The 20,741-nt window shown below is 63.0% G+C and carries 23 protein-coding genes; 8 read left to right on the top strand and 15 right to left on the bottom strand.

What is annotated here, in order from left to right; genetic code table 11:
* Nucleotides 1-46 precede the first annotated feature (46 nt).
* Nucleotides 47-1,507, bottom strand: coding sequence for an MFS transporter (locus tag IB267_RS20445; protein WP_192449215.1), 1,461 nt, complete (start codon nt 1,505-1,507; stop codon nt 47-49).
* Nucleotides 1,508-1,604: 97 nt separating this feature from the next.
* Here IB267_RS20445 and IB267_RS20440 point away from each other — a divergent pair, with 97 nt between their 5' ends.
* Nucleotides 1,605-2,411: a helix-turn-helix transcriptional regulator gene (locus IB267_RS20440; protein ID WP_192449214.1), complete on the top strand. Its 807-nt coding sequence runs from the start codon at nt 1,605-1,607 to the stop codon at nt 2,409-2,411.
* Between the two features lie 177 nt (nt 2,412-2,588).
* Here IB267_RS20440 and IB267_RS33755 read toward each other — a convergent pair whose 3' ends face one another.
* From IB267_RS33755 to IB267_RS20395, 10 genes are all read right to left on the bottom strand, one after another.
* Complete coding sequence (locus IB267_RS33755; RefSeq protein WP_256436953.1) at nt 2,589-2,711, bottom strand: hypothetical protein; 123 nt, start codon at nt 2,709-2,711, stop codon at nt 2,589-2,591.
* Nucleotides 2,712-3,087: 376 nt separating this feature from the next.
* Nucleotides 3,088-4,293 carry an MFS transporter gene (locus IB267_RS20435; RefSeq protein WP_192449213.1) on the bottom strand — a complete coding sequence of 402 codons (1,206 nt, stop codon included), beginning with the start codon at nt 4,291-4,293 and terminating at the stop codon, nt 3,088-3,090.
* 74 nt (nt 4,294-4,367) lie between these two features.
* A complete protein-coding gene (locus IB267_RS20430; RefSeq protein ID WP_192449212.1) occupies nt 4,368-5,240 on the bottom strand; it encodes a pyridoxamine 5'-phosphate oxidase family protein in 873 nt (290 codons plus the stop codon).
* Entirely contained in the window at nt 5,240-5,851 is a 612-nt protein-coding gene (locus IB267_RS20425) for a TetR/AcrR family transcriptional regulator (RefSeq protein WP_192449211.1), read from the bottom strand. The genes IB267_RS20430 and IB267_RS20425 overlap by 1 nt, the downstream gene beginning before the upstream one ends.
* 118 nt (nt 5,852-5,969) lie before the next feature.
* Nucleotides 5,970-6,386: a VOC family protein gene (locus tag IB267_RS20420; RefSeq protein ID WP_192449210.1), complete on the bottom strand. Its 417-nt coding sequence runs from the start codon at nt 6,384-6,386 to the stop codon at nt 5,970-5,972.
* Between the two features lie 179 nt (nt 6,387-6,565).
* On the bottom strand, nt 6,566-7,384 hold the full coding sequence (locus tag IB267_RS20415; RefSeq protein WP_192449209.1) for an ABC transporter ATP-binding protein: 819 nt from the start codon (nt 7,382-7,384) through the stop codon (nt 6,566-6,568).
* 23 nt (nt 7,385-7,407) lie between these two features.
* Nucleotides 7,408-8,172, bottom strand: coding sequence for an ABC transporter permease (locus tag IB267_RS20410; RefSeq protein WP_043623930.1), 765 nt, complete (start codon nt 8,170-8,172; stop codon nt 7,408-7,410).
* A gap of 69 nt (nt 8,173-8,241) precedes the next feature.
* Nucleotides 8,242-8,784 carry a VOC family protein gene (locus IB267_RS20405; RefSeq protein ID WP_043623933.1) on the bottom strand — a complete coding sequence of 181 codons (543 nt, stop codon included), beginning with the start codon at nt 8,782-8,784 and terminating at the stop codon, nt 8,242-8,244.
* A 132-nt stretch (nt 8,785-8,916) separates the two neighbouring features.
* Nucleotides 8,917-9,915, bottom strand: a complete 999-nt coding sequence (locus IB267_RS20400; protein ID WP_192449208.1) for an ABC transporter substrate-binding protein — start codon at nt 9,913-9,915, stop codon at nt 8,917-8,919.
* A gap of 35 nt (nt 9,916-9,950) precedes the next feature.
* Nucleotides 9,951-10,889, bottom strand: coding sequence for a fumarylacetoacetate hydrolase family protein (locus tag IB267_RS20395; RefSeq protein ID WP_371742576.1), 939 nt, complete (start codon nt 10,887-10,889; stop codon nt 9,951-9,953).
* A gap of 98 nt (nt 10,890-10,987) precedes the next feature.
* Here IB267_RS20395 and IB267_RS20390 point away from each other — a divergent pair, with 98 nt between their 5' ends.
* A complete protein-coding gene (locus tag IB267_RS20390; protein WP_192449206.1) occupies nt 10,988-11,791 on the top strand; it encodes a glutathione S-transferase family protein in 804 nt (267 codons plus the stop codon).
* Between the two features lie 16 nt (nt 11,792-11,807).
* The gene (locus tag IB267_RS20385) at nt 11,808-12,416 is read left to right on the top strand and encodes a malonic semialdehyde reductase (RefSeq protein WP_371742575.1); all 609 of its coding nucleotides are present in this window, start codon (nt 11,808-11,810) and stop codon (nt 12,414-12,416) included.
* 55 nt (nt 12,417-12,471) lie between these two features.
* On the opposite strand, the gene IB267_RS20380 is transcribed toward IB267_RS20385, so the two are convergent.
* The 3 genes from IB267_RS20380 to IB267_RS20370 are packed head-to-tail and all read right to left on the bottom strand — an operon-like array spanning nt 12,472 to nt 14,758.
* Nucleotides 12,472-12,879 carry a RidA family protein gene (locus tag IB267_RS20380; protein ID WP_192449205.1) on the bottom strand — a complete coding sequence of 136 codons (408 nt, stop codon included), beginning with the start codon at nt 12,877-12,879 and terminating at the stop codon, nt 12,472-12,474.
* Entirely contained in the window at nt 12,876-13,796 is a 921-nt protein-coding gene (locus IB267_RS20375; RefSeq protein WP_192449204.1) for a dihydrodipicolinate synthase family protein, read from the bottom strand. Before IB267_RS20375 ends, IB267_RS20380 begins: the two co-directional genes overlap by 4 nt.
* 5 nt (nt 13,797-13,801) lie before the next feature.
* Nucleotides 13,802-14,758: an alpha/beta hydrolase gene (locus tag IB267_RS20370; RefSeq protein ID WP_192449203.1), complete on the bottom strand. Its 957-nt coding sequence runs from the start codon at nt 14,756-14,758 to the stop codon at nt 13,802-13,804.
* Nucleotides 14,759-14,950: 192 nt separating this feature from the next.
* Between IB267_RS20370 and IB267_RS20365 the strand changes: the two genes are divergently transcribed.
* The 4 genes from IB267_RS20365 (at nt 14,951) to IB267_RS20350 (ending at nt 18,446) form a co-directional block, all read left to right on the top strand.
* The gene (locus IB267_RS20365; protein ID WP_043623945.1) at nt 14,951-15,355 is read left to right on the top strand and encodes a VOC family protein; all 405 of its coding nucleotides are present in this window, start codon (nt 14,951-14,953) and stop codon (nt 15,353-15,355) included.
* 96 nt (nt 15,356-15,451) lie between these two features.
* Nucleotides 15,452-16,387: a 2-hydroxyacid dehydrogenase gene (locus tag IB267_RS20360; protein WP_192449202.1), complete on the top strand. Its 936-nt coding sequence runs from the start codon at nt 15,452-15,454 to the stop codon at nt 16,385-16,387.
* A gap of 76 nt (nt 16,388-16,463) precedes the next feature.
* Entirely contained in the window at nt 16,464-17,111 is a 648-nt protein-coding gene (locus IB267_RS20355) for a GntR family transcriptional regulator (RefSeq protein ID WP_043623951.1), read from the top strand.
* A 381-nt stretch (nt 17,112-17,492) separates the two neighbouring features.
* Entirely contained in the window at nt 17,493-18,446 is a 954-nt protein-coding gene (locus IB267_RS20350) for a sugar ABC transporter substrate-binding protein (protein ID WP_192449201.1), read from the top strand.
* Nucleotides 18,447-18,538: 92 nt separating this feature from the next.
* Here the strand turns inward: IB267_RS20350 and IB267_RS20345 are convergent, their stop codons facing one another.
* Nucleotides 18,539-19,435 (bottom strand): LysR family transcriptional regulator, encoded by an 897-nt coding sequence (locus tag IB267_RS20345; RefSeq protein ID WP_043623957.1) that lies wholly within the window; start codon nt 19,433-19,435, stop codon nt 18,539-18,541.
* A 161-nt stretch (nt 19,436-19,596) separates the two neighbouring features.
* On the opposite strand from IB267_RS20345, the gene IB267_RS20340 reads away from it, so the two are divergent.
* Nucleotides 19,597-20,586 carry an aldo/keto reductase gene (locus IB267_RS20340; protein ID WP_192449200.1) on the top strand — a complete coding sequence of 330 codons (990 nt, stop codon included), beginning with the start codon at nt 19,597-19,599 and terminating at the stop codon, nt 20,584-20,586.
* Nucleotides 20,587-20,741: the final 155 nt, after the last annotated feature.

Raw genomic sequence — 20,741 nt, 5'->3', positions numbered from 1 at the left:
GCATCCCGATCGATGGCGTCACCGCCCGCGTCCTTAGGGCAGAGGTTCAGTTCGCGGGGCGTCCGTGGACCGCAAGCCGCGCCAGCAGGATCGCAACGATTACAGCCGCCGCGACGTTGTAGCCCATGCCGGAGACGAAGGCCAAGGCGTAGCGCGCAGCCTGCTCCTCCGAACCCGTCCCAAGCGCCGCACCGAAGAGGATGCCGACCGCGGCCACGCCGAGCGCTGCACCGACCTGCTGAAGTGTCGAAATGATCCCGGAGGCGATACCCGCCTGCCGCTCGTCCACGAAGCCAAGCACGAGGTTGAGCAGCGGCGTCATGATCATGGCCTGCGCCCCACCGATTGCGACCAACGCGGGAATGAGGTGAGCAACCACGAGACCCGCCCCGGCAATCCACACCTGCCCGATCAGCACGCCGAACGAGACTGTGTAGATCAGCGCCCCCATGGCGATGGCAGGCGTTCCGAAACGGGCGACGAGGCGCGGAGCACTTAGGGAAACGATCACAAAAGCGATGGAACATGGCACGAAGACACGACCGGCCTGAAACGGGCTGAGGCCGAAGCCCATCTGCACCAGGAGCGCAAAGCAGAGGAAAAAGGAAGAGGCAGTCGAATAAATCAGGAGGACCAGCAATCCACCCTGCGCAAACCGCGGCTGCTGCAGCAGTTTCATGTCGACGAGGGGTTGGCGTCCGGCTTTGCGGCGATGTTCCTGCTGGCGATAGAAGGCGGCAAGCAGAAAGGCGGCGGCGACAAGCGACAGGAAGCTCCAGGCCTGCCAGCCGCGGGTCGGCGCCTCGACCAGCGGCACCAGCAGGAGCGTCAATCCGAGACTGACCAGTGCCACGCCGAGCCAGTCCAGCGCAGAGCGTTCGGGTGCCCGTGTTTCGGGAATGAAGCGCGCCATCACGATTGCAAAAAGACCGATGGGTACGTTGATCAGGAAGATCGTGCGCCAGCCGAGATCGTAGAGATCGGCTTCGACCAGAAAGCCCCCGAGGATCTGGCCGGCGATGGCGGCAAGACCGAGTGTCATGCCGAGCAGACCGAAGGCGCGGCGACCGTCGTCGCCGGAGAAGTTCAGACGGATCGAGGCATAGACCTGCGGGAACAGCAGCGCAGCCGCCAGTCCCTGCAACACCCGCGCGCCGATCAGGATTTCAATTGACGGAGCCATGCCGCAAAGAAGCGAGGCCGCCGTAAAACCGGCCATGCCGAGGACAAACAACCGGCGTCTCCCGTAGAGGTCGCCGAGCCGCCCGCCGGTAACAAGCAGGACACCGAAGGCAAGCTCGTAACCCGCAACGATGAAGCCGATCTGCGAGAGGCTGGCGCCCAGTTCCGCCTGCATCGAGGGGATCGCGACGTTGACAACGAAGAGGTCGAAGATCGTTACGAACCCGGCCAGCAACAGGATGCAGAGGCCAAGCCAGGGCGGACTGTGGGTCGTTCCGGAGGATGCCGGGGAAAGTCTGTCGGTTGTGCAGGTGTGCGAGCTCATGGGCGTCCTCTTCTTGTTGACGCACCACCGATTTCACAGCCATTATCCTTTTACAATTTAACCACTTATGCTGTTACTTTTTGCAACTGGCTGAACGATGCGCGCCCTTGACCGAACCCGTCCCGAGCTTGCCGAATTCCTGCGCAGCCGTCGCGAGCGGCTCTTGCCCGAAGATGTCGGCCTGCCGAGCGCGAAGCGCCGGCGCACACCGGGGTTGCGGCGGGAAGAGGTCGCGGCTCTCGCAGGCGTCGGGTTGACCTGGTACACATGGCTCGAACAGGGCCGGGAGATCGGAGTGTCCGCCGGCTTCCTCGACAATCTCGCCCGCGTGCTCAAGCTGGATGCCGCCGAACGCCGGCATCTGTTCGTTCTTGCCCACGAGCGCCCGCCGGCGGAGCCCGGCAAGACGTTCTGCATCGCGCCGTCGCTGGTCACACGGCTGGTTGAAGACCTCGCGCCCCACGCCGCCTACATCATCAACCTGCGCTGGGACGTGCTGGCCTTCAACGCGCCGGCCGACCGCCTGTTTGGGTTTGAAAGCCACGAGCCTCACCGCCGAAACCTGCTTTGGGCCTTGTTTACCGATGGCGCGTTGCGGAAGGCCTTCGTGAAGTGGGAGGAACAGGCGCCGGCCATGCTCGCCAGTTTCCGCCGCGACTTTGCCGGCGCGCGAGACGATGCCGATGCCCGCACTCTGGTCGAAGAACTGGAACGGGTCTCGCCCGAATTCAAGGACTGGTGGCGGCGCCAGGACGTGCACGCCCCCTGCACCGGCACCCGGACGATCATGGTGGACGAAACAGCCGTCGAGTTCGAGCACACCTCGCTCACAATCGACGGCGGGCAGCATCTGCGGCTTGTCGTTTATGCGCGCAAGCAGACGCCGGGCGCTGCGCAGGCCTGAGGAAGGCTTCGGGGTGCGCGCTCAAGGCGGCCATCTCGCGGCGCCTTCCTACGGAAAACGCTCCTCGTCTTCACGTTCGATCCGACGTCGCCTCACCGCCAACTGCCAGCGCGATCCAGCAAGGACTCTCCCACCGGGCCAACCCGGCGAGAGAGTCCGCATCGAACGTGCAAAGGTTCAGTCGATCTTCGCCCAGCGGATCAGTCCGTCGTTGATGTAGGCGCGGAATTCCGTAGCGCTGATCTGTTGCGGCTCAGCACCCTCGCGCGCGAACGCCGCTTTGGTGGGGAAACGCGTCACCACCCGGCGTCGGCGACACCGTCGGCAAGCCACTTTCGTTTTTCCAGGCCGCAGCGTTTCAATGGGTCAATCCGAAAGTATGGGCAACAGGCCTGTCTGCGACCAGCCTGTTCGCACCGGAACGGGTCCTGGTTTCCGTCTTTGTCGTGGCGTCAGCCTTCGCGATTATCGGGTTTGCCGCCAACATCGTTTGGGCCTGGATGGGAACCGTCCTGCAGCATTGGCTGATGGCCGGCCGGAGGCTTCGTCTATTCAACATCGCCATGGCGGTGCTGTTGATTGGCTCGCTCTATCCTGCCTTGCGGCACGGCGGATAGATTGGGGAGCGCAAGCCGAGCGCGCGGTGGCCGAACGCACCCGGCGGGCTGCCTGTCTATCAGCTGTTATCAGGGTTCGATTTCATCGACACCGATAACAGCAATGCCGCTGCTGCAAGCGCCGCCGCAATGAAGCCGAGATTGCCGGCCCCTGCCCACTCTAGTCCAAGGCCTCCGATCGAGCCGGACAGCGCAATGGCAAGGTAGAGAATGGCCTGATTGAGCGATACCAGGACGCCGGCGGCCTCCGGTTTCAGCGAGATCAGCCGGTGTTGCTGCGGCGTCGTGATCGCAAAGGCGGCGATCCCGTAGAATGCGATGATTGCGAAAGCCGATGCCAGCGCGTCGGTGGTCAGCGGCAGGATCAGCATGCTGATGATGAGCCAAAGCAGGGCGATTGCCACAACCTTCTGGCCGCCAACCCTGTCGGCAAGCATACCTGCACCCAGGTTGCCGATCGTGCCGATCACGCCAAGCGTCGTCATCAGGCCGGCCAGATAGACGCTGTTTCCTTGCGTGGCGGCCGCAAAGATGATGCCCATATAGGTGTAGGTTAGATAGACGGCGGTGAAGGCGAGAAGCGTTACGCCGAGCACCGCCAGAATTTGCAGGTTACGTAGCAGCCGCAACTGCTGCAGCAAGCCCGTCGTCGCCGCGATCCTGATCGACTTCGGAATGAAGACGGCGATACCGGCGACGCCGAGGGCTGCCAGCCCGGTTGCAAGCCACATGGTGGATCGCCAGCCGAACACGCCGCCGAAAGCCGTGCCGAGCGGCGCGCCAAGCGCCGTGGCCGCCGTAAAGCCGCTGACGACCAGGGCGATCGCCCTGCCCCGTTGCGCCGGCAGGACCATGGCGGCGGCGGTGACAGTGGCGGTCGGCACGAACAGCCCGACGCCAAGCGCCGCCACGACCTGACCGGTCAGAACCTGCGCATAGCTCGGCGCAAGTGCGGTCCAGACACTACCGAGGAGATAAACAAGAGCTGCGACGAGGAGGACGGTTCGGCGTTCCCAGCCGCCAGTCGCAGCCACGAGAACAGGGCCCGCGATCGCGCACGTCAAAGCGAAAATCGTGATGACCTGCCCTGCAACGGATGGGGCGATGTCGAGCGAACTGCTGAGAAGCGGCAACAGGCCCGCCAGAACGAACTCACCCGTCCCGACGACGAAGACGCCGAAGGCGAGCATCGACACCGAAAGCCATGGATTGGTCGCCTGCGGCCGATCGGCCTCATGCGGGGTTTCGAGTGTGGCATTGACCATGACAGGACCTTTCCGGCACGGCCATGGAACGGCCGATGCCAAGATGTGGGTGACAAAAACGGGATCGGATCGAACTACGGGCGCAACAGTGCGGACCGGCTCATCAGGAGGTCGGGCTTGAAGCGAACCAGCCCGCTCATCGGCAGGCCCTCGTGCGAGCGCCTCAGGCGCCCGTCGAAGCCGTCGAGCACGGCCTGTCCGGTCATGACCAGCATCTCGCCCGTGCCAAGATCCGGAAACAGCAGACAACAGGCAGGATCGACGAGCAGGTTGCCGAGGGTGTTGAAGTAGTAGTTTCCGCGATACTCCGGCCAGATCAGACTGTCGCCGTCCCACTGCACGAAACCGGCCGGACCGCCGCGATGGGAGACATCCATATCGCCGCCGGCATCGGAGGCGGCGCGGGTCGCAACGAAAAACGTATCGGCACCAGCGACGACACGGCGAGCCAAGCTCGTATCGGCCGAGATCAGAACCGGCTCTCCGCTCGCGCCGGCCGCCTCTTCGACGTCCCTCGGGCGAATGTATTGCGGACAGTTTCCAAAGGCCTGCCGCACATCGACGGCAAAATCGCTTTGCCCCACCCGCCCTATGCGGCCATTGACGCGGATGCGCCGCCGGGTCGACAGATCGATCGCAAGGAGAGCGATCGGAGCCCCCTCGACAATGCCGCGCGCCACCGGATCTCCGGCGTCAGGGCGCGCTGCGACACGCACATGCATGGCGTCTGGCGCACTCAGAAAGCCGGGGCGACCGAAGACCATGGTGGCCCAAATGCGCCCCTCCCGGTCAGCCACGGCCAGGACGACGTAGTGCAGTTCCGCAAGGAAGCCTGCAAAGCTAGGTGGCAGGCTCGTCTGTATCGCGCGCGATCCGGCCAGTTGCTCGCGGACGGCAAAGAGGCGCTGGAGATGCTGCTCTCCGGTGTGAAAGGGATCGCCGTCCATCACAGGCCCCGCGCCGCGGCAAGCCGCTCCCGGGACGCACGGCGCGCGAGTTCGAACTGATTAGGTTCCCCCATCAGCGCTGCCACATTGGCCGATGCCTGGTAGGACGTCAGTTCAAAGGCCAGCAGGCCGACATCGATGCCGCCTTGAAGCTCGCCTGCGGTGACCGCCTCATTTGCCAGATCGACGATACGCTGCCTCGCCTCGGCCCGATGGTGTTCGACACGGTCGCGGATCTCGCCCGGCCGGGTGCGATATTCGCTGCTGAGCGCATGCACCAGGCAACCACCAGGCAGCGTTCTATGCTCAACGAATGTGAACCATCCCTCGATCAGAGCGATCAGGCGTTCGGCCGCTGTCGGCAGCGCCATCGCGGGGCCAACCACCGTTTCGGCATAAAGCGCCACGCCGTTTTCGATCGTCGCCAGTTGCAGGGCTTCCCGGTCGCCAAACAGGACCTGAACGTTGCCTCGCGCCACGCCGGCGTCGGCCGCGACCCGCCCGAACGTCAGCCCCTCCAGCCCCTCCACCGACGCGATCTGCGTCGCGTGATGAAGAATGTTCGCGCGGGCGCGATCGCCGCGCTCCTTCCGCTTGTCGTTCGCCTTCATGCTGGGCCTCCTGGTCGCTCATCCGCTAGCCCGGCAACAAATATACATACGTATGTATATTGTCAATCGGAGTCGGGGGAAGAGAACAACCCGGCGCGAAACGGCGGCAACGACGCGGTCACCCAGTCCTTGCGGCGCCAGATGCCGGTCGCCACGCCGCGTTCTGCAAAACCGTTCGGTAGCCGTCAGGGTCCTCAAAGGTTTTGCCACTGCGGTCCCAAAAGGGATTGAACGACGGGACGGGCAAAAAGCCTGCTTCGCGCATTCGCTCGACGGCAGCCATCCATTCACCGGTGTCGGGGATGTAGAAGATGGTCAGGTTGTCCTGGCTTGGAGCCCGACCGACCGCATGCCCGTGTTTCTTCGTAAACTCGAAATGATACGGGTCTCCGTGACGACCGAGCATGATGCCGTCAAATCCGTCGTGATCCTTGAAGTGCGACAGAAGCTCCAATCCGAGCCCGTCGCGATAGAACCGCAAGAGCGCATCCAGATCGTCGCTTGGCCTTGCGATGCGAACGGTTTGTATATTCACGCACTGCCTTTCCTGGTGGAGCCTTCACCGCGCTGCTCTTACCAGGGTTTCGCAACAGGCCCAATCTCCAACACCATGGGCACTGGCCGGCCGGACCTCAAAAAGCGCCGATCCGACCGTGCAGGAGACGCTTGAGCCCGCGCGTTGAACCGTAAGTCCAAAGCGCGGGCCGTCTTGCCTCAGTTGGTGACGCCCATGACCTTGCCGAGATAGGCGACATACTCGCCGAACTTCGGCAGGGCGCGGGTCGCGGCCGCGTCGCGCGGGCGCGGCAGGTCGATCGTCACTTCTTCGACGATCTTGCCGGGGCGGTCCGCCATGACAAGAACGCGGTCCGACAGGAAGACGGCCTCGGCGATGCTGTGGGTGATCAGCATGACCGTCTTGCGGTGCTCCTGCCAGATCCTCAAGAGCTCGACGTTGAGCTTGTCGCGCGTTAGCGCGTCGAGCGCGCCGAAGGGTTCGTCCATCAGCAGGATCGGCGGATCGAGCACCAGGGCCTGGCCTATCGAGGCGCGCTGGCGCATGCCGCCCGACAACTGGTGCGGGTGCGCATCGGCAAATTTTGTCAGCGACAGCACGTCGAGGATCTTGTCGACCGCCGCATTGCGTGCGTCTGCCGGCATGTTGCGGATGCGCGCGCCGAGCTCGACATTGCCGCGCACGGTCAGCCAGGGCAGCATGTTGTTGGTCTGGAACACCACGCCGATATCCGGTCGTGGCGAGCGGACCTTCTCGCCCTTGATCGTCGCCGTGCCGGTTTCATAGGGAATGAGGCCGGCGACGATGCGCAACAGCGTGCTCTTGCCGCAGCCGCTTGGGCCGAGAACCGAAACGAACTCCTGAGGCCTGATGCCGAAGTTGATGTCTTCGAGCGCCTTGAACTGGCCGAAGGTCTTGTTCAGCCCATGCGCCTCGATGTGGTTGGCGGCCGTATCCGCCGCAGGGCCGGTGCCCTCTTGCTTTTGGGGCACCCCGGCGGTGGCTACCGACGCCATTTTTTCCTCCCGAACTGAAATATTCATACCTGGATACCCCGCCACCAGACCGCCTTGGCCGCGAATTCGATCAGGGCGTAAAGGGCGAGCGAAATCAGGGTGATGACGATGATGCAGCCGAAGACGAGATCGGTGCGCGACGATGCGGTCGCCATCATGATGAGATTGCCGAGACCGCGCTCGGAGCCGACGAGTTCGCCGATGATCGCGCCGATCATGGCGAGCGGCATGGCAACGCGGCAGCCGTCGATGAAGCTCGGCAAGGCGCTCGGCAGGCGGAGCGTGGTGAAAGTGCGCCAGGGGCCGGCGTTGAGCGCGCGGAAATGTTCCTCGAGGTTCTTGGCCGTCCCGGCAAAGCCGCCGAGCGTCGCAACGACGATCGGAAAAAAGGCGAACAGGAACGCCATTGCGACCTTGGAGATGAAGCCGTAGCCGAACCAGACGATCATCAGCGGCGCGAGCGCGCTTTTCGGCGTGGTCTGCAGCGCCGTGACGAGCGGGTAGATGGTGCGCTGGGCAAAGGGCGAGACATAGACGGCCATGCCGAGCATGACGCCAATGACAACCGCCGCTCCGAAACCAATCAAGACCTCGGCAAGCGTATACATCGAGTGCTCGAACACTTCGCCGCGTGCTTCCCACACGGCAACGACGATCGAGGACAAAGGCGGCAGGATGTAGCTTTTGACTTCGAAATATCGGACGCCGTACTCCCAGAAAAGCAGGAACGCACCGAAAAAGAGAACGACTTGGCTATAGGCGACAAGCCGCGAATTAGAGCCTGGCATGGAGGCCTCCGACGACAGAATTGGCAGGCATTTGGTGAGAGGCGCCGGGCTGACCCGGCGCCTTGGAGGTCACTGTCCTTGCTTGTCCTTGACCACCTGATGCGGCGGCGGCACGACGAAGCGCTTGAAACGCCATTGGTCGAAAGCATCGATGTTGCGCTCCCACACCCTTGCGGTGTGCGGGCTGTCTTCCGTGACCTGGATCATGTCGCAGTAGATTTCGCAGTTGTTGCCGTCGGGGTCCTTGAACACGAGGAAGCAGTTGGCGCCCGGACCGTGCTTGCCGATACCGCGGACGATTTCGACGCCCCGCTCCTGGAGCATTTCGGCCGCGGCTTCCATGTCCTCCAGGCTATCGACCAGGTAGGAAAAATGCTCCAGGCCGGGCCGCGTGTAGCGTGGCAGGTCGTTGAAATCGGGTGAGTCCGCCGGGATCTGCGACAGGGCAAGATCGTGGTGGTCGGCGCCCGCGCGCAGGAAGACCATCTTGTCCTCGATCCAGTCGGACACTTCGAGGCCCACGATATTGGTATAGAACTCGACGGACTTGTGGATGTCGCGGACCATCAGGACCATATGGCCCAGCTTCCTCACATTTATCTTCTTCTTCATGTTCCTCTTCCCTGAACCGAACGGACTTTCTGGAGCGCCACACGTCCATAGGAACGCACCAAGGACGCTCTAGCACTCTGATTCTAGAGCATCTTTCCGCCCGCGAGCGATGTCACTTGCGGGCAGAATGCTCTAGCGACTGATGTTGCGATAAAGGTCGGTCGTCTTGATGCTGTCGTCGACGACGAAGGCTTCACGCACGAAGTTCATCGTCTTTTCCATGCGGTCGGCCCGCACGAAGCCGAGGCCCTTGTTTTCCGCCTGCGGATCGCGAACGAGCGCATTGATCTGGCGGATCTGCTCCAGCACCACGCTCTTTTTCAAGGTCGGATACTGCTTGACGATCAGGTCGGCAGCCTCTTCCGGATGCGCGGCCATGTAGTCGTAACCGCGATAGGAAGCGTCGAGAAACTTGTCGACCACCTCGGGCTTTTCCGAAAGCAGCGCCTCGGTCGTGACGAAGCCGCTGCCATACATGTCGAGGCCGAAATCGCGGTACTTGATCATGCCGATCTTCTTGCCGGTCTCGCCCGCATTCTCATTGAGGATGGCAAGGCTCGCGCCTTCCCAGCACTCGGCGAGATCGACTTGGCCTTCAAGGAAGGACGAGGTGATGACGGCCGGGTTCATGCGCAAGAGCTTCAGATGGTCCTTCGGCAGGCCGTTCTGCTCCAGCCAGGCCGGAACGATGTTTTGCACCGGAGACGTGGCACCGCCACCGACCGACTTGCCGCTGAAGTCGGCAAGCGTCATTTCCTTGCCGCCATCCTTTTGCAGGTAGCAGAGAGCGCCCGGCCAGACCGTGTTGATCGAGCCGACGAAAACGGCCTTGCCGCCGTTGACGCGGTTCAGGATAACGCTGACCGGATCACCGTAGCCGATGTCGAACAGGCCCTGGTCGATTTCGTTGACGGTGCGCTGACCGCCATACCCCTGATAGACCGAAACATCGAGCCCGGCCTCGTCGTAGAAGCCCTTGGACTTGGCCACCAGCACGCCGCCGACGCTGCCCTGCGGTAGCCACGACATGTTGAACGAAATTTTGTCGGCTGCCGAAGCGGCCGTCACCATTGATGCGAATGCTCCAGCCAAAGCAGCCAGACGCAGTGAATTCCCAAACTTACGAGCCATACTGTCCTCCTCAGTTCAGCCATTGTTGGCCTTGGTTATTCGATCCGAGCTCCTCTGATCGGATTGGTGATCGTGCCGACCTTCTCCACGGCGGCCGTCACGATATCGCCGGCGTTCAGGAACTCCCCGGTCCCCATGCCTACCCCGTCGGGCGTTCCTGTCGCGACCAGATCGCCCGGCCGCAGCGTCAGAATAGACGACAGGTAGGAGATCTGCTCCGCGACGGAGAAAATCATCGATCCGGTGCTGTCGTCCTGCTTGCGCGTGCCGTTGACATCGAGCGTCAGGCGAAGATCCTGCGGGTCGCCGACGCAATCGGACGGCACCAGCCAGGGCCCGAGCGGCGCGAACGTGTCGAAGCTCTTGCCGCGAAACCAATCGTGCTTGAACGGGAAGTCGGTGCGCCGGGTCAGGTCGCGCGAGGTGATGTCGTTGATGACCGTGTAAGCGGCAACGTGGTCGAGAGCGCGCTCGACCGGAATGTCACGGCCGCCGATGCCGATCACGGCAGCAAGCTCGACCTCCCAGTCGACCTTTTCGGCGCGCGCCGGCAGGATGATCGCTTCGTCCGGGCCAATGACGCTTGAATCCGCTTTCATAAAGACGAAGGGCTGACTCTCGGACTTGGCGGCCAGCACCGTACCCATCTCCTGCGCATGCTCGACATAGTTCGAAGCGGTAGCAAAGATCCTGACCGGACGATAGGGCGCGCAAAGCTTTGTGCCCGTGCCCAGCGGTTCGAATTTGCGGCCACTGTCGACAACACGTTCGGCCAGACCGGCCAGCGCCGGCTCGACGTCGGTCCAGGCGCTGAGCATGCCTTCGATCCCACCTGCGAGCCACTTGCTCCAGGCTTCGCCCGGCTGCTGCAGAACCCGAGAAACCAGGTCGAGATCATAGACGCCCTGCTCGGTCACGATGACCGGCCGAACTTCCTCCCTGATGAGCCTTTGCCCCAGCGCATGCCAAACCACCAGACATCTCCTTCCCTCGTTGTCGGTATCCATGTTGCATACAATTTCGTGTTTATGTATTCTTGTCAAGCAACAAGTGCACACGAAATGAGGACGAAATGCGGAAGCGACGGCTCGAACTGTTTCACGAATGGGGATCGATCCAGTCTTTCAAAGTGCGCCTATGCCTCGCGGAACTCGGCCTTTCCTGGGTCTCGCGACGGATCGACCTCTCGCGTTTCGAGAATCTTGATGCCGGCTATCTCGCGATCCATCCGCAAGGCCTCGTTCCGGCGCTGCGGATCGACGGCGAAATCGTCACGGAGTCGTCGCAGATCAATGAACGCCTCGATGCGTTCGCCGCAGGCGCACTTCTGCCGGACGATGCCGCGGTCCGCCGGCGCGTGCGCGACTGGACAAATTTCGAGGACACGGTCGTTCACCCGGCAGTGAGGCCGCCGACATTCAATCTCATCCTGAAGCCACGGCTTCGACAGTTATCACCAGGCGAGGTCACGGCTGCGATGGACAGGCACCCGGTTGCTGCCCGCGCCGACGCCTACCGGCAAGCCGTCGCGGCACCGATCGATGGCGCAACCGTCTTCGCTTCGATCGCCGTCTTCCGGTCTGTGCTCGCGCGCATGGAAAATCATCTGTTGCACGCGCCTTGGCTTGCCGGCGATCACTTCACACTTGCCGATGTGGCGATGGCCGCCTTTGTCGACAGGCTCGACCGGCTCGCCATGGAGGCGCTCATCGCTCCGTTTCCGCGCGTTGCCGACTGGGCGGACAGGGTTCGGCAGCGGCCGAGTTTCACCGCAGCCAAGGGTCCACAGGCCGAACGCCCAGACCCGCTCGTCAACCGCGATCTCGTCGACAGCCTCATGGCCGCCGCCGACGCCCATCCACAAAACCACCCCTGACCTTCAAGGAGATCCCATGGACCACCAAAGCATGCAGCACGCCCAGACTGACGCAACCTTGCTCGCAAGACTGTTCACCGAAGCGCGCAGCCAGAACGGCTGGCTCGACCAGCCGGTACCACCCGAACTGCTGCAGCACGTTCACGAGCTTGCCCGCATGGGCCCGACCAGCATGAATTGCTCGCCATTGCGGATCCTCTATCTCACCAGCCAGGAGGCAAAGGAGCGGCTGCGGCCGGCGCTTGCCGCCGGCAATGTCGACAAGATGATGACCTGCCCGGTCGTTGCGATCTTTGCGACCGACTTCGAATTCGCCGAGCACCTGCCCTTCCTGTTCCCGCACACGGACGGCAAGGGTTTCTTCGAGCGCAACCCGCATCTCGTCGCCGACACGGCCTTTCGCAACGCCACGCTTCAGGCCGCCTACTACATGCTGGCGGCCCGTGCCGTCGGGCTCGACTGCGGCCCGATATCGGGCTTCAACGCCGCCGCGGTCGATGGCATCTTCTTTGCGGGGACGCAGAAGAAATCAAACTTCATCTGCGGCATCGGGCATGGCGATCCGTCAAAGCTCTTTCCCCGGCATCCCCGCTTCGCCTTCGACGAAGTCTGCACGGTCCTTTAAAAGGAAAACCCCCGGCGCCGTCGCGCCGGGGGTCAGGAATTTCAACTGTTATCGCTTACCCGGCCGCGGACGCGACGACCTTCAACTCCACCACCATGTCGGGATGCGGAAGCGCGCGGACGCCAACGGTCGTTCGCGCCGGACCGCCGGCGGCAAACCACCGGTTATACTCTTCGTTCATGGCGCCGTAGTCGGCCATATCGGTCAGGAATATCGTGACGTCCACCAGGTGATCGAGGCGAGCGCCGTTTCGTTCCAGCGTGTCCGAGGCCTTCTGCAGGATGGTCCGCAACTGCACCGCGACATCATGGACGCGGTTGCCGTCGGCGGCCACCCGCGTGCCGGAAATCGTGCCATCCGCCTGCCGGGCGCTGATCCCCGACAGGAAAAGAAGACCGCCTGCCCGCCGCAATTCGGCATAGTTGGCAAGCGGCTTGACCGCAGCCGTACCCGGCACGCTCACGCGTCTTCCCTGACGACGGTCCAGGGCCTAAAGCCGATCTCCGTACAGGCGGCGATGAACTTCTGCTCGGTCTGCTGGTCGAGTTCCATCAAGGGCGGCCGCACCGTGCGCCAGCTGGCGTCGCCCGTGTGGCGCGCCATCATGATCTTCATCGCCTGGATCATCGGAAACTGCTGGAACAGCGCGCGCACCGGCCCGACAGGGGCAAAGGCGACGGTCGCGCCATGTTTCCCGCTGGCCGCAGCCGCATCGACCATCGCCTTGGCATTGACGTTCGCGGTGGCGGAAATGCAGCCGGCCGCGCCCCGTTCGATGGTTTCCCCAAGCAGGATTTCGGAAGCGGGGAAAACCTTGAAGCCGTTGCCGACCTCGAGATAACGGTTGAGGGTGTCGCGATCGCCCGAACTGTCCTTCACGCCCGAGATATTGGCGGGATAGCGCCCGCGCAGCGTCTCGATCAGCTCGATGGTGATCGGCACGCCGGTGAACTGCGGAATATGATAGAGCACGATGGACAGGCGATCCGAGCCGATGGCCTCGATCAGATGCCCGTAGTGGCGGGCAAGCCCCTCGGTCGAAACCGGCTTGTAGAAGAACGGCGGCAGCACGAGCACCGACGGTGCGCCGGCGTCGACGGCTGCGCGCGCCAACTCGACCGTTTCCTCCAGACTGCAGGCGCCCACACCCGGCATCAGGGTTCGCGCCGGGATCCCCGCCTGCAAGACATCGTCGAGCAACTGCCGCTTCTTGCGCAGCGACAGCGACGCTGCCTCGCTGTTGGTGCCGAAGATGGCAAGGCCCGCACCCTGGTCGACGATCCAGCGGCAGTGTTCGATGAACCGCAGTGTGTTGCAGCTCAGATCCGGCTTGAACGGTGTCAGCACCGGCGCATAGACGGAAGGCAGTTCTGGCTTCATGATGTTCACTTTCCCTTTTGACAGGACAATCCGCAGGGGAAGAAGCCGCACTCTTCCCGGGCGAAATGGATGATCTCGCGTCCAAGCTCGTCCTCGCCGGTATCGAAATGGGCGACGATGGAGGTGTGGTTGTGCTGGCTCAGCTGTACGAAGCGCGGCGCCTTGCCCCGGCGCATCGCGTGACGCTGGGCGTATTCCGCGCCATAGGCATCGATGTAACGGTTCTCATGTTCGGCAACGGCAATGAACACGGGCAGATCGCGTGACCCGGCAAAGGCCACCGGCGACCTCTCGTCGTAGGTGCCGACATCCTCGCCGAAGTACTGACGCACATTGGCGGCGTTCGGATTGTCCGCCAGGCAATCGGCCCTCAGCCGAGCGCTGATCAGTACCGCCCCCTTGATCGCCGGATGCGGCAGCCGTCCGACGGCCGGATCCAGCAGATAGCTTGCGACATGAGAGCCGCCGGCAGAGTGGCCGATGAGAAGAATGGATTGCGGGTCGCCGCCATAGGCGCCGATCGAGCCGACGATCCAATCCATCGCTGCGGCGACATCGCGCGCGCCCTCTGGATACTGCGCACCGGGTGCGAGCCGATATTCGATGTTGACGCCGACGAACCCCTGGCGAGCAAACCAGCGCAGGACATTGTCGTAGATCAGCCCGTCGCCACTTTTAGAGCCGCGGGTGAAAGCGCCGCCATGGACGAAGGCGACGACAGGGCGCACACGGCCACCGGCGCAGACATGGGCGCTTTCGAAGACGTCGAGCCGATGGGCGCTGTCTTGCCCATAGGCAATGTCGCGATGCTCCACCAGCGGCTGGCGCGCGACGCTCGCTTCGGCATGCGGCCGGTAAACATCGAGAACGACCTTACGGCTTGCCGCCAGGTCGTCGTTCCAAACCGTCCCAACCTGCCGCAACCGGTCCTTCTCCGCCGGTGACAACCCTTCAAATCGCATCGACTTCCTCCAAGCCTCGCTGACGGCGCGGCATCCGCGCGTCGTCATCAGCGTGCATTTCGATAACACCCAAAATCACACTTGACAACCATTTTGCATACACAGATTACTAATTGCATACACGGATCGATTTCAGCCGTGTTGCCCGGCGCATGTCGCGCCGCGCTCATCTGCAGAGAAAGGAAAGTTCACATGGCAAAGTTGCGCCATCTCGCCATCGCCGTCTCCGACCCGGAAGCGGCTGCGCAGTTCTTCGAAAAGGCATTCGGCATGACCCGCGCGGGCCAGGCGATGCGCGGCGTCTACATGACCGACGGCATCATGAACGTCGCCCTCCTGAACTTCGGCGAAGAGCCGGTTCCGGGCTTTGAAACGGAGAAGGACTACAACGGCCTCATCCACTTCGGCATGTGGGTCGATTCCGTCGAGGAAACCGACGAGCTCGTTCGCGCCGCCGGCGGCTCCTACATGGCCGGCCGCAAGGAATCGAGCCCGAACGTCTTTTACGAGGTCAAGTACAAGACGCCCGAAGGCATCGTCTTCGACGTCACGGAAAATGGCTGGAAGGGTGCCGTCAAGAACGTCAACGCCGCCTGAAAGACTTGAGTGACATCGCGTCAGCCCAAAATGGCGCGGTGAAACAAACCATGCCCTTCGCCAGGCGAAGGGGGCAAAACGACTGGAGAAAGTGACATGACCAGAAAGACGATCGTGGTTTCCATACCGGTTTCGGAAGCCTGCCTGTCACGACTATCCAGCCACTACGACGTGATCGCGCTGCCCAACGGACTGGGCAGCGGATCACCGTCGCTCGATGGCGACGCCGTCTGGGCTGTCGTGACCAATGGCAGCACCGGCCTTAGCGATATACAGATGGCGAGCCTGCCGAAGCTCGAACTGGTCTGCTCCTATGGCGCCGGCTACGAGAACATCGACCTTCAGGCGGCCCGACAAAGAGGCGTGCGCGTCACGCACGCCCCGAACACCAACATGGAAACGGTCGCCGATCACGCGCTCGCCCTGATGCTTGCGGTCTCCCGCGACATCTGCAACCGCGATCGTGCCTTGCGCGACGGCGGCTGGGCAACAATCCGCTCCCCGCGGCCGACGCTCTCGGGCGCAAGACTGGGGGTGATCGGCTTCGGCAATATCGGCCAGGCGATCGCCCGACGCGCCGAGGCTTTCGGCATGCGGGTTTCCTATACGACGCCGGAGCCCATGCCGGGCGTCACCCAGCCGCATCTGCCGGATGCCGTATCCCTGGCAAAGGTCAGCGACTTTCTGGTCGTCGCCTGCCCGGGCGGGCCTTCGACGCGCCACCTGGTCAACCGCGCCGTGCTCGATGCACTCGGCCCGACGGGCTTTCTCGTCAACATTTCCCGCGGGATGGTGGTCAACACCGAGGACCTCGTCCAGGCGCTCGGTGACAGGACGATTGCCGGAGCCGCGCTTGATGTCTTCGAAGGCGAACCGACCCTGCCGCTTGCGCTTCGCGACCTTGCCAACCTCGTCGTGACGCCGCATATGGCCGGCCGCTCACCCGCCTCGGATGCGGCCCAGATCGATGCCCTCATCAACAACCTCGCGGCGGCAAGCGCCGGTGGCGCCCTGACGGCGCAACTTGCATAAATTGGATGCGGTCATTAAACCGATTCCTGACCGTAGCCGGCCTTGACTGCGTCGTGAAGACAGGAAAGCTGCACGCATGACAACGATTGCCTCCCAGATCTACCAGCAACTTGCCGACGAGATCGCCAAGGGCGTGATGGTGCCTGGGCAAAAGCTCGAAGAAAAGACGATCGCCGAGAAGTTTGGCGTGTCGCGGACGCCCGTTCGCGAAGCGATGCGTGAGCTTGGCGCGCGCGGATTGATCGAAATGAACCCGCGTCGCGGCGGCATCGTCGCCCGCATCGACGTCGAGCAGATGGCCGACATGCTGGAGGCCGAATGCGAGATCGAGGCATCCTGCGGGCGGCTTGCCGCGCAACGCATGACGGCCATGGAACGCGAGCAGCTCTATGAATTGCACCGCCTCTATGCCGACTGCGTGGCAAACCAGGACATCGAAGGCGCACGCGACATCAACCGCAAGTTCCACGATGCGATCTGCCGCGGCGCCCACAACCAGACGATCGCTGCCATGGCGGTCGATCTTCGCGCGCGGCTCGCGCCGTTCCGCCAGCACCAAGCCGGCCCGGCCGATATCCGCCTGCAGCAGTCGCTCGACGAACACCAGAAGATCGTCGACGCGATCAGGGCCAACGACGCCGGCGGCGCCTATGCGGCGCTTTCGGAACACAACGCCCGCCTGAGCGCCGGCGTCATGCGCCGCTTCACCGAAGCCGCGAAGTAACGCCGACGTCTTCGACGCGGCCTGCCGTCGAACCAATTTCGCCGCGTAGATTATAGGCGCGCCCGACACGAAAGTTCGGTCGGGCGTCGCTTCCGCGCGCCCGCGTTCCCGGTCCGAAATCTCACAGCACAGCATTCCCGGCGAGCCCCATGGGCGCCACATTCCGATCCCTTGGCTGCGGCATCGGACCCAAGTGATCCCGCCGTTCCCTTCCGCTCTTTTCGAATTATCGCGCAGAGACACGTGTAGTCTGGTGCGCAAACTTATAAGTTTGCATTCCATATTGAATCTGTGCATACATAATTACCGTAATGAATACCACATTTTTGGTATTGCCGTCTGACCGACCGAGTTCACGACCCTAGTTCTGGAGGAGAAAACATGGGCAAGACTGCACGGTACATGACATTGGCGCTGGCGCTGGCTGCTTCGAGCGCGCTTGCGGCCCCGGCGTTCGCGGAGGCGCAAAAGACCATCGGCGTCACCGTCCCCTATTTCGGCTCGCCGTTCTGGAAGGCAGGCCTCTACGGCGTCGAAACTGCGGGCAAGGAAAAGGGCTACGCCATCATCAAGGGCGACGCCAAGGACACCGCCGACGTCCAGATCAAGCAGATCCGCGACTTCATCGACAAAAAGGTCGCTGCCATCATCATCGGCGCCGCCGATGCCGCGGCCGTCGGACCGGCCGTGGAAGAAGCGATCGACAAGGGCATTCCGGTCATCGCCCTCTCCGTCCCGCCGAAATCGGACCGGCTGACATCCTTTGTCGGCGCCGACAACATCGGCATGGGCCGCCTGCAGGGCATCTGCCTTGGCCGCGCCATCGGCGGCAAGGGTGAAGTCGGCCTCTTTGCCGGACCGGACGAGATCTGGGCAAAGCTCCGCGTCACCGGCTTCAAGAACACGATGGAAGCCGATTTCCCCGACATCAAGATCGTCGCCGAGAAGGCTGGCGGTACCAAGGATGCGGGCATCGCGGCGGCCGACTGGACCAAGAGCCACCCGGATATCCACGGCATCTTCACCGCAGCCGACACCATGGCTGTGGAGTCGATCAAGTCGCTGACACAGGCCGGGGCGACCGACAAGATCAAGGTCTCGACCTCGAACCTCAACGACGAGGCGCGCGCCGCCCTTGAAAACGGCACGCTCACTTGCGCGTCCCTGCAGCCGGCAGTGTCGATGGGACGCGATGCCATGCGCGAGGCGACGGCCGCGATCGAAGGCGGCAAGGTGCTAGGCCGCATCGAAGCCCCCGCTTTGCTGGTGACCCGCGAGAAGGTCGCCACCTACGATTTCAGCAAGATCATCGCCCCGGCCGATTATCAGCCCTGATATCGCTACGGACCAACGGGGAGCCGCGCTCTGCCCGGCTCCCTCGCCCCTTCGCGGTCGTTAAAAGCGTGCGCACCCCAGCGCTTGGAGCGCTAGCCGCCGCGAAAGCGCAATGCCTCGACCAGCAGCGCAAATGCGGGCGATGGCAGCCGCCGGCTCGGATAGTAGAGATGGAATCCGGGAAAAGGCGGGCACCAATCCTCGAGCACGGGCACCAGCCGCCCCGCTTCGACGAGCGGCCCCAGGTGATCGTCGGGAAGACAGGCAAGGCCCAGGCCGCTCAGAGCCGCGTCGATGATCATCGGCACGTCGTTGCAGACGAATTGCCCTTCGACGCGGACATTCAGCGGGCGACCGTCGCGTTCAAACTCCCACGCATACAGTCCGCCAAGCGTGGGCAGGCGCAAATTGATACAGTTGTGCCCCGTCAGGTCGTGAGGCGTCTGCGGCCTGGGGTAGCGTTCAAAATAGTCCGGCGCGCCCGCCACCACCATTCTGAGATCCGGACCGATGCGGACAGCGATCATGTCCTTTTCGATGCTCTCGCCCAGCCGCACGCCGGCATCATAGCGTTCCGTCACCAAATCGACGAAGCGCTGGTCGATCGAGATCTCGACACTGATCTCGCGATACTCGGCCATCAGCCTTTTCACGGCGGGCATGAGGATCGTCTCGGCCGCGTGGCGGCTTGAGGTTAAACGGATGGTCCCGCCCGGCTGCTGGCGCATCGCGCTCAGCGCGTCGAGCCGGCTGCGAATGTCGTTGAAGGCCGGGCGCAGCGTCTCCATCAGCTGTTCCCCTGCATCCGTCGGCACGACATTGCGCGTCGTCCGGGTCAAGAGCCGTACGCCCATGCGCTCTTCGAGCCGCCGCACCGTATGGCTGAGCGAAGACTGGGACGTGCCGAGACGGGCGGCCGCGCGGGTGAAGCTTCGTTCCTCGCCGACCGTCAGGAACGCGACAAGATCGCCCAGTTCATCTCGCTTCATTCATGAATCCACAACATAGGTTCATACTCGATTTAGCATCTAATCGAATTTCTCCGCGAGATCTAGATTCAGGCCAGGACGCGTTGAACCGCCGTGCCCTCTTGAAAAGAGCGCCGGCCGGTCTCGTGCGCGCTCGCCGCCATCAAGAACGGAGAAAAGACATGAAGAAGCGAATTCTCGGAAAAGCCGGCCTGGAAGTCTCGGCCCTCGGCTTTGGCTGCATGGGCCTGGATTTCGGCTATGCCAACAAAGTCAGCAGGCAGGAGGGCGTTACGCTGATCCGCGAGGCGGTTGATCGCGGCGTGACCTTCTTCGATACGGCGGAGGTCTACGGCCCCTTCACCAACGAGGAGATGGTCGGCGAGGCCCTCAAGCCCGTGCGCGACCGCGTGGTCATCGCCACCAAGTTCGGCTTCAACATCGTCGATGGCAAGCAGTCGGGTTTGAGCAGCCGGCCGGAGCACATCCGCTCGGTCTGCGACGCATCGCTGAAACGCCTCGGCGTCGACGTCATCGACCTCTTCTATCAGCATCGCGTCGATCCGAACGTGCCGATCGAGGATGTCGCAGGCGCCGTGAAGGACCTCATCGCTGCAGGCAAGGTCAGGCACTTCGGCCTGTCGGAGCCCGGGGCTCAAACGGTGCGGCGGGCACATGCGGTCCAGCCGGTCACCACGCTCCAGAACGAATATTCGCTCTGGACCCGCGGACCGGAGACGAACGGCATCCTTGAAACCTGCGAAGAGCTCGGCATTGGCCTCGTGCCCTACAGCCCGCTCGGAAAGGGCTTTCTCACCGGTGCGATGAGCAAGGATACCAAGCTCGGCGAAGGCGACTTCCGCAAGATCCTGCCCCGCTTCACGCCCGAAGCGATGGAAAAGAACCAGGCGCTCGTCGACCTCCTGAAGAGGATCGCCGACGACAGGGGCGCCACGCCTGCGCAAATCGCGCTCGCCTGGCTTCTGGCACAAAAGCCATGGATCGTCCCGATCCCGGGAACGACCAAGCTTCACCGCCTGGAAGAAAACCTCGCCTCGGTCGATGTGGCGCTGACGGCAGCCGATCTCGCGGAAATCGAAACGGCGGCGGCAGCAATCCCGATCGAGGGGGAGCGCTACCCGGAACAGTTGCTGAAGACGACGGGCCTCTGAAGGCGCCTGACGCCAGAGCAAGACTGACACCCGAGCAAGATCAGACGGGCGGGAGCGGGAATGCTCTCGCCCCGACATCTCTTCCGGGAATTAAACCAAATGTTTGTCCTATTCGGCAAGGATGCGACCGAAGCTTGCAGAAGGCTCCATTCCGG

Source organism: Ensifer sp. ENS09 (genome assembly GCF_014852425.1).
Lineage (GTDB): Bacteria > Pseudomonadota > Alphaproteobacteria > Rhizobiales > Rhizobiaceae > Ensifer.
Note: the sequence above shows the minus strand (reverse complement) of the source record. Positions and strands in the feature narration are given on the sequence as shown.

Bases quoted from the DNA above. Each gene is read 5' to 3' on its own strand.
- IB267_RS20445 (WP_192449215.1), bottom strand. From the start codon at position 1,507: ATGAGCTCGCACACCTGCACAACCGACAGACTTTCCCCGGCATCCTCC.
- IB267_RS20440 (WP_192449214.1), top strand. From the start codon at position 1,605: ATGCGCGCCCTTGACCGAACCCGTCCCGAGCTTGCCGAATTCCTGCGC.
- IB267_RS20435 (WP_192449213.1), bottom strand. From the start codon at position 4,293: ATGGTCAATGCCACACTCGAAACCCCGCATGAGGCCGATCGGCCGCAG.
- IB267_RS20430 (WP_192449212.1), bottom strand. From the start codon at position 5,240: ATGGACGGCGATCCCTTTCACACCGGAGAGCAGCATCTCCAGCGCCTC.
- IB267_RS20425 (WP_192449211.1), bottom strand. From the start codon at position 5,851: ATGAAGGCGAACGACAAGCGGAAGGAGCGCGGCGATCGCGCCCGCGCG.
- IB267_RS20415 (WP_192449209.1), bottom strand. From the start codon at position 7,384: ATGGCGTCGGTAGCCACCGCCGGGGTGCCCCAAAAGCAAGAGGGCACC.
- IB267_RS20410 (WP_043623930.1), bottom strand. From the start codon at position 8,172: ATGCCAGGCTCTAATTCGCGGCTTGTCGCCTATAGCCAAGTCGTTCTC.
- IB267_RS20405 (WP_043623933.1), bottom strand. From the start codon at position 8,784: ATGAAGAAGAAGATAAATGTGAGGAAGCTGGGCCATATGGTCCTGATG.
- IB267_RS20400 (WP_192449208.1), bottom strand. From the start codon at position 9,915: ATGGCTCGTAAGTTTGGGAATTCACTGCGTCTGGCTGCTTTGGCTGGA.
- IB267_RS20390 (WP_192449206.1), top strand. From the start codon at position 10,988: ATGCGGAAGCGACGGCTCGAACTGTTTCACGAATGGGGATCGATCCAG.
- IB267_RS20385 (WP_371742575.1), top strand. From the start codon at position 11,808: ATGGACCACCAAAGCATGCAGCACGCCCAGACTGACGCAACCTTGCTC.
- IB267_RS20375 (WP_192449204.1), bottom strand. From the start codon at position 13,796: ATGAAGCCAGAACTGCCTTCCGTCTATGCGCCGGTGCTGACACCGTTC.
- IB267_RS20370 (WP_192449203.1), bottom strand. From the start codon at position 14,758: ATGCGATTTGAAGGGTTGTCACCGGCGGAGAAGGACCGGTTGCGGCAG.
- IB267_RS20365 (WP_043623945.1), top strand. From the start codon at position 14,951: ATGGCAAAGTTGCGCCATCTCGCCATCGCCGTCTCCGACCCGGAAGCG.
- IB267_RS20360 (WP_192449202.1), top strand. From the start codon at position 15,452: ATGACCAGAAAGACGATCGTGGTTTCCATACCGGTTTCGGAAGCCTGC.
- IB267_RS20355 (WP_043623951.1), top strand. From the start codon at position 16,464: ATGACAACGATTGCCTCCCAGATCTACCAGCAACTTGCCGACGAGATC.
- IB267_RS20350 (WP_192449201.1), top strand. From the start codon at position 17,493: ATGGGCAAGACTGCACGGTACATGACATTGGCGCTGGCGCTGGCTGCT.
- IB267_RS20345 (WP_043623957.1), bottom strand. From the start codon at position 19,435: ATGAAGCGAGATGAACTGGGCGATCTTGTCGCGTTCCTGACGGTCGGC.
- IB267_RS20340 (WP_192449200.1), top strand. From the start codon at position 19,597: ATGAAGAAGCGAATTCTCGGAAAAGCCGGCCTGGAAGTCTCGGCCCTC.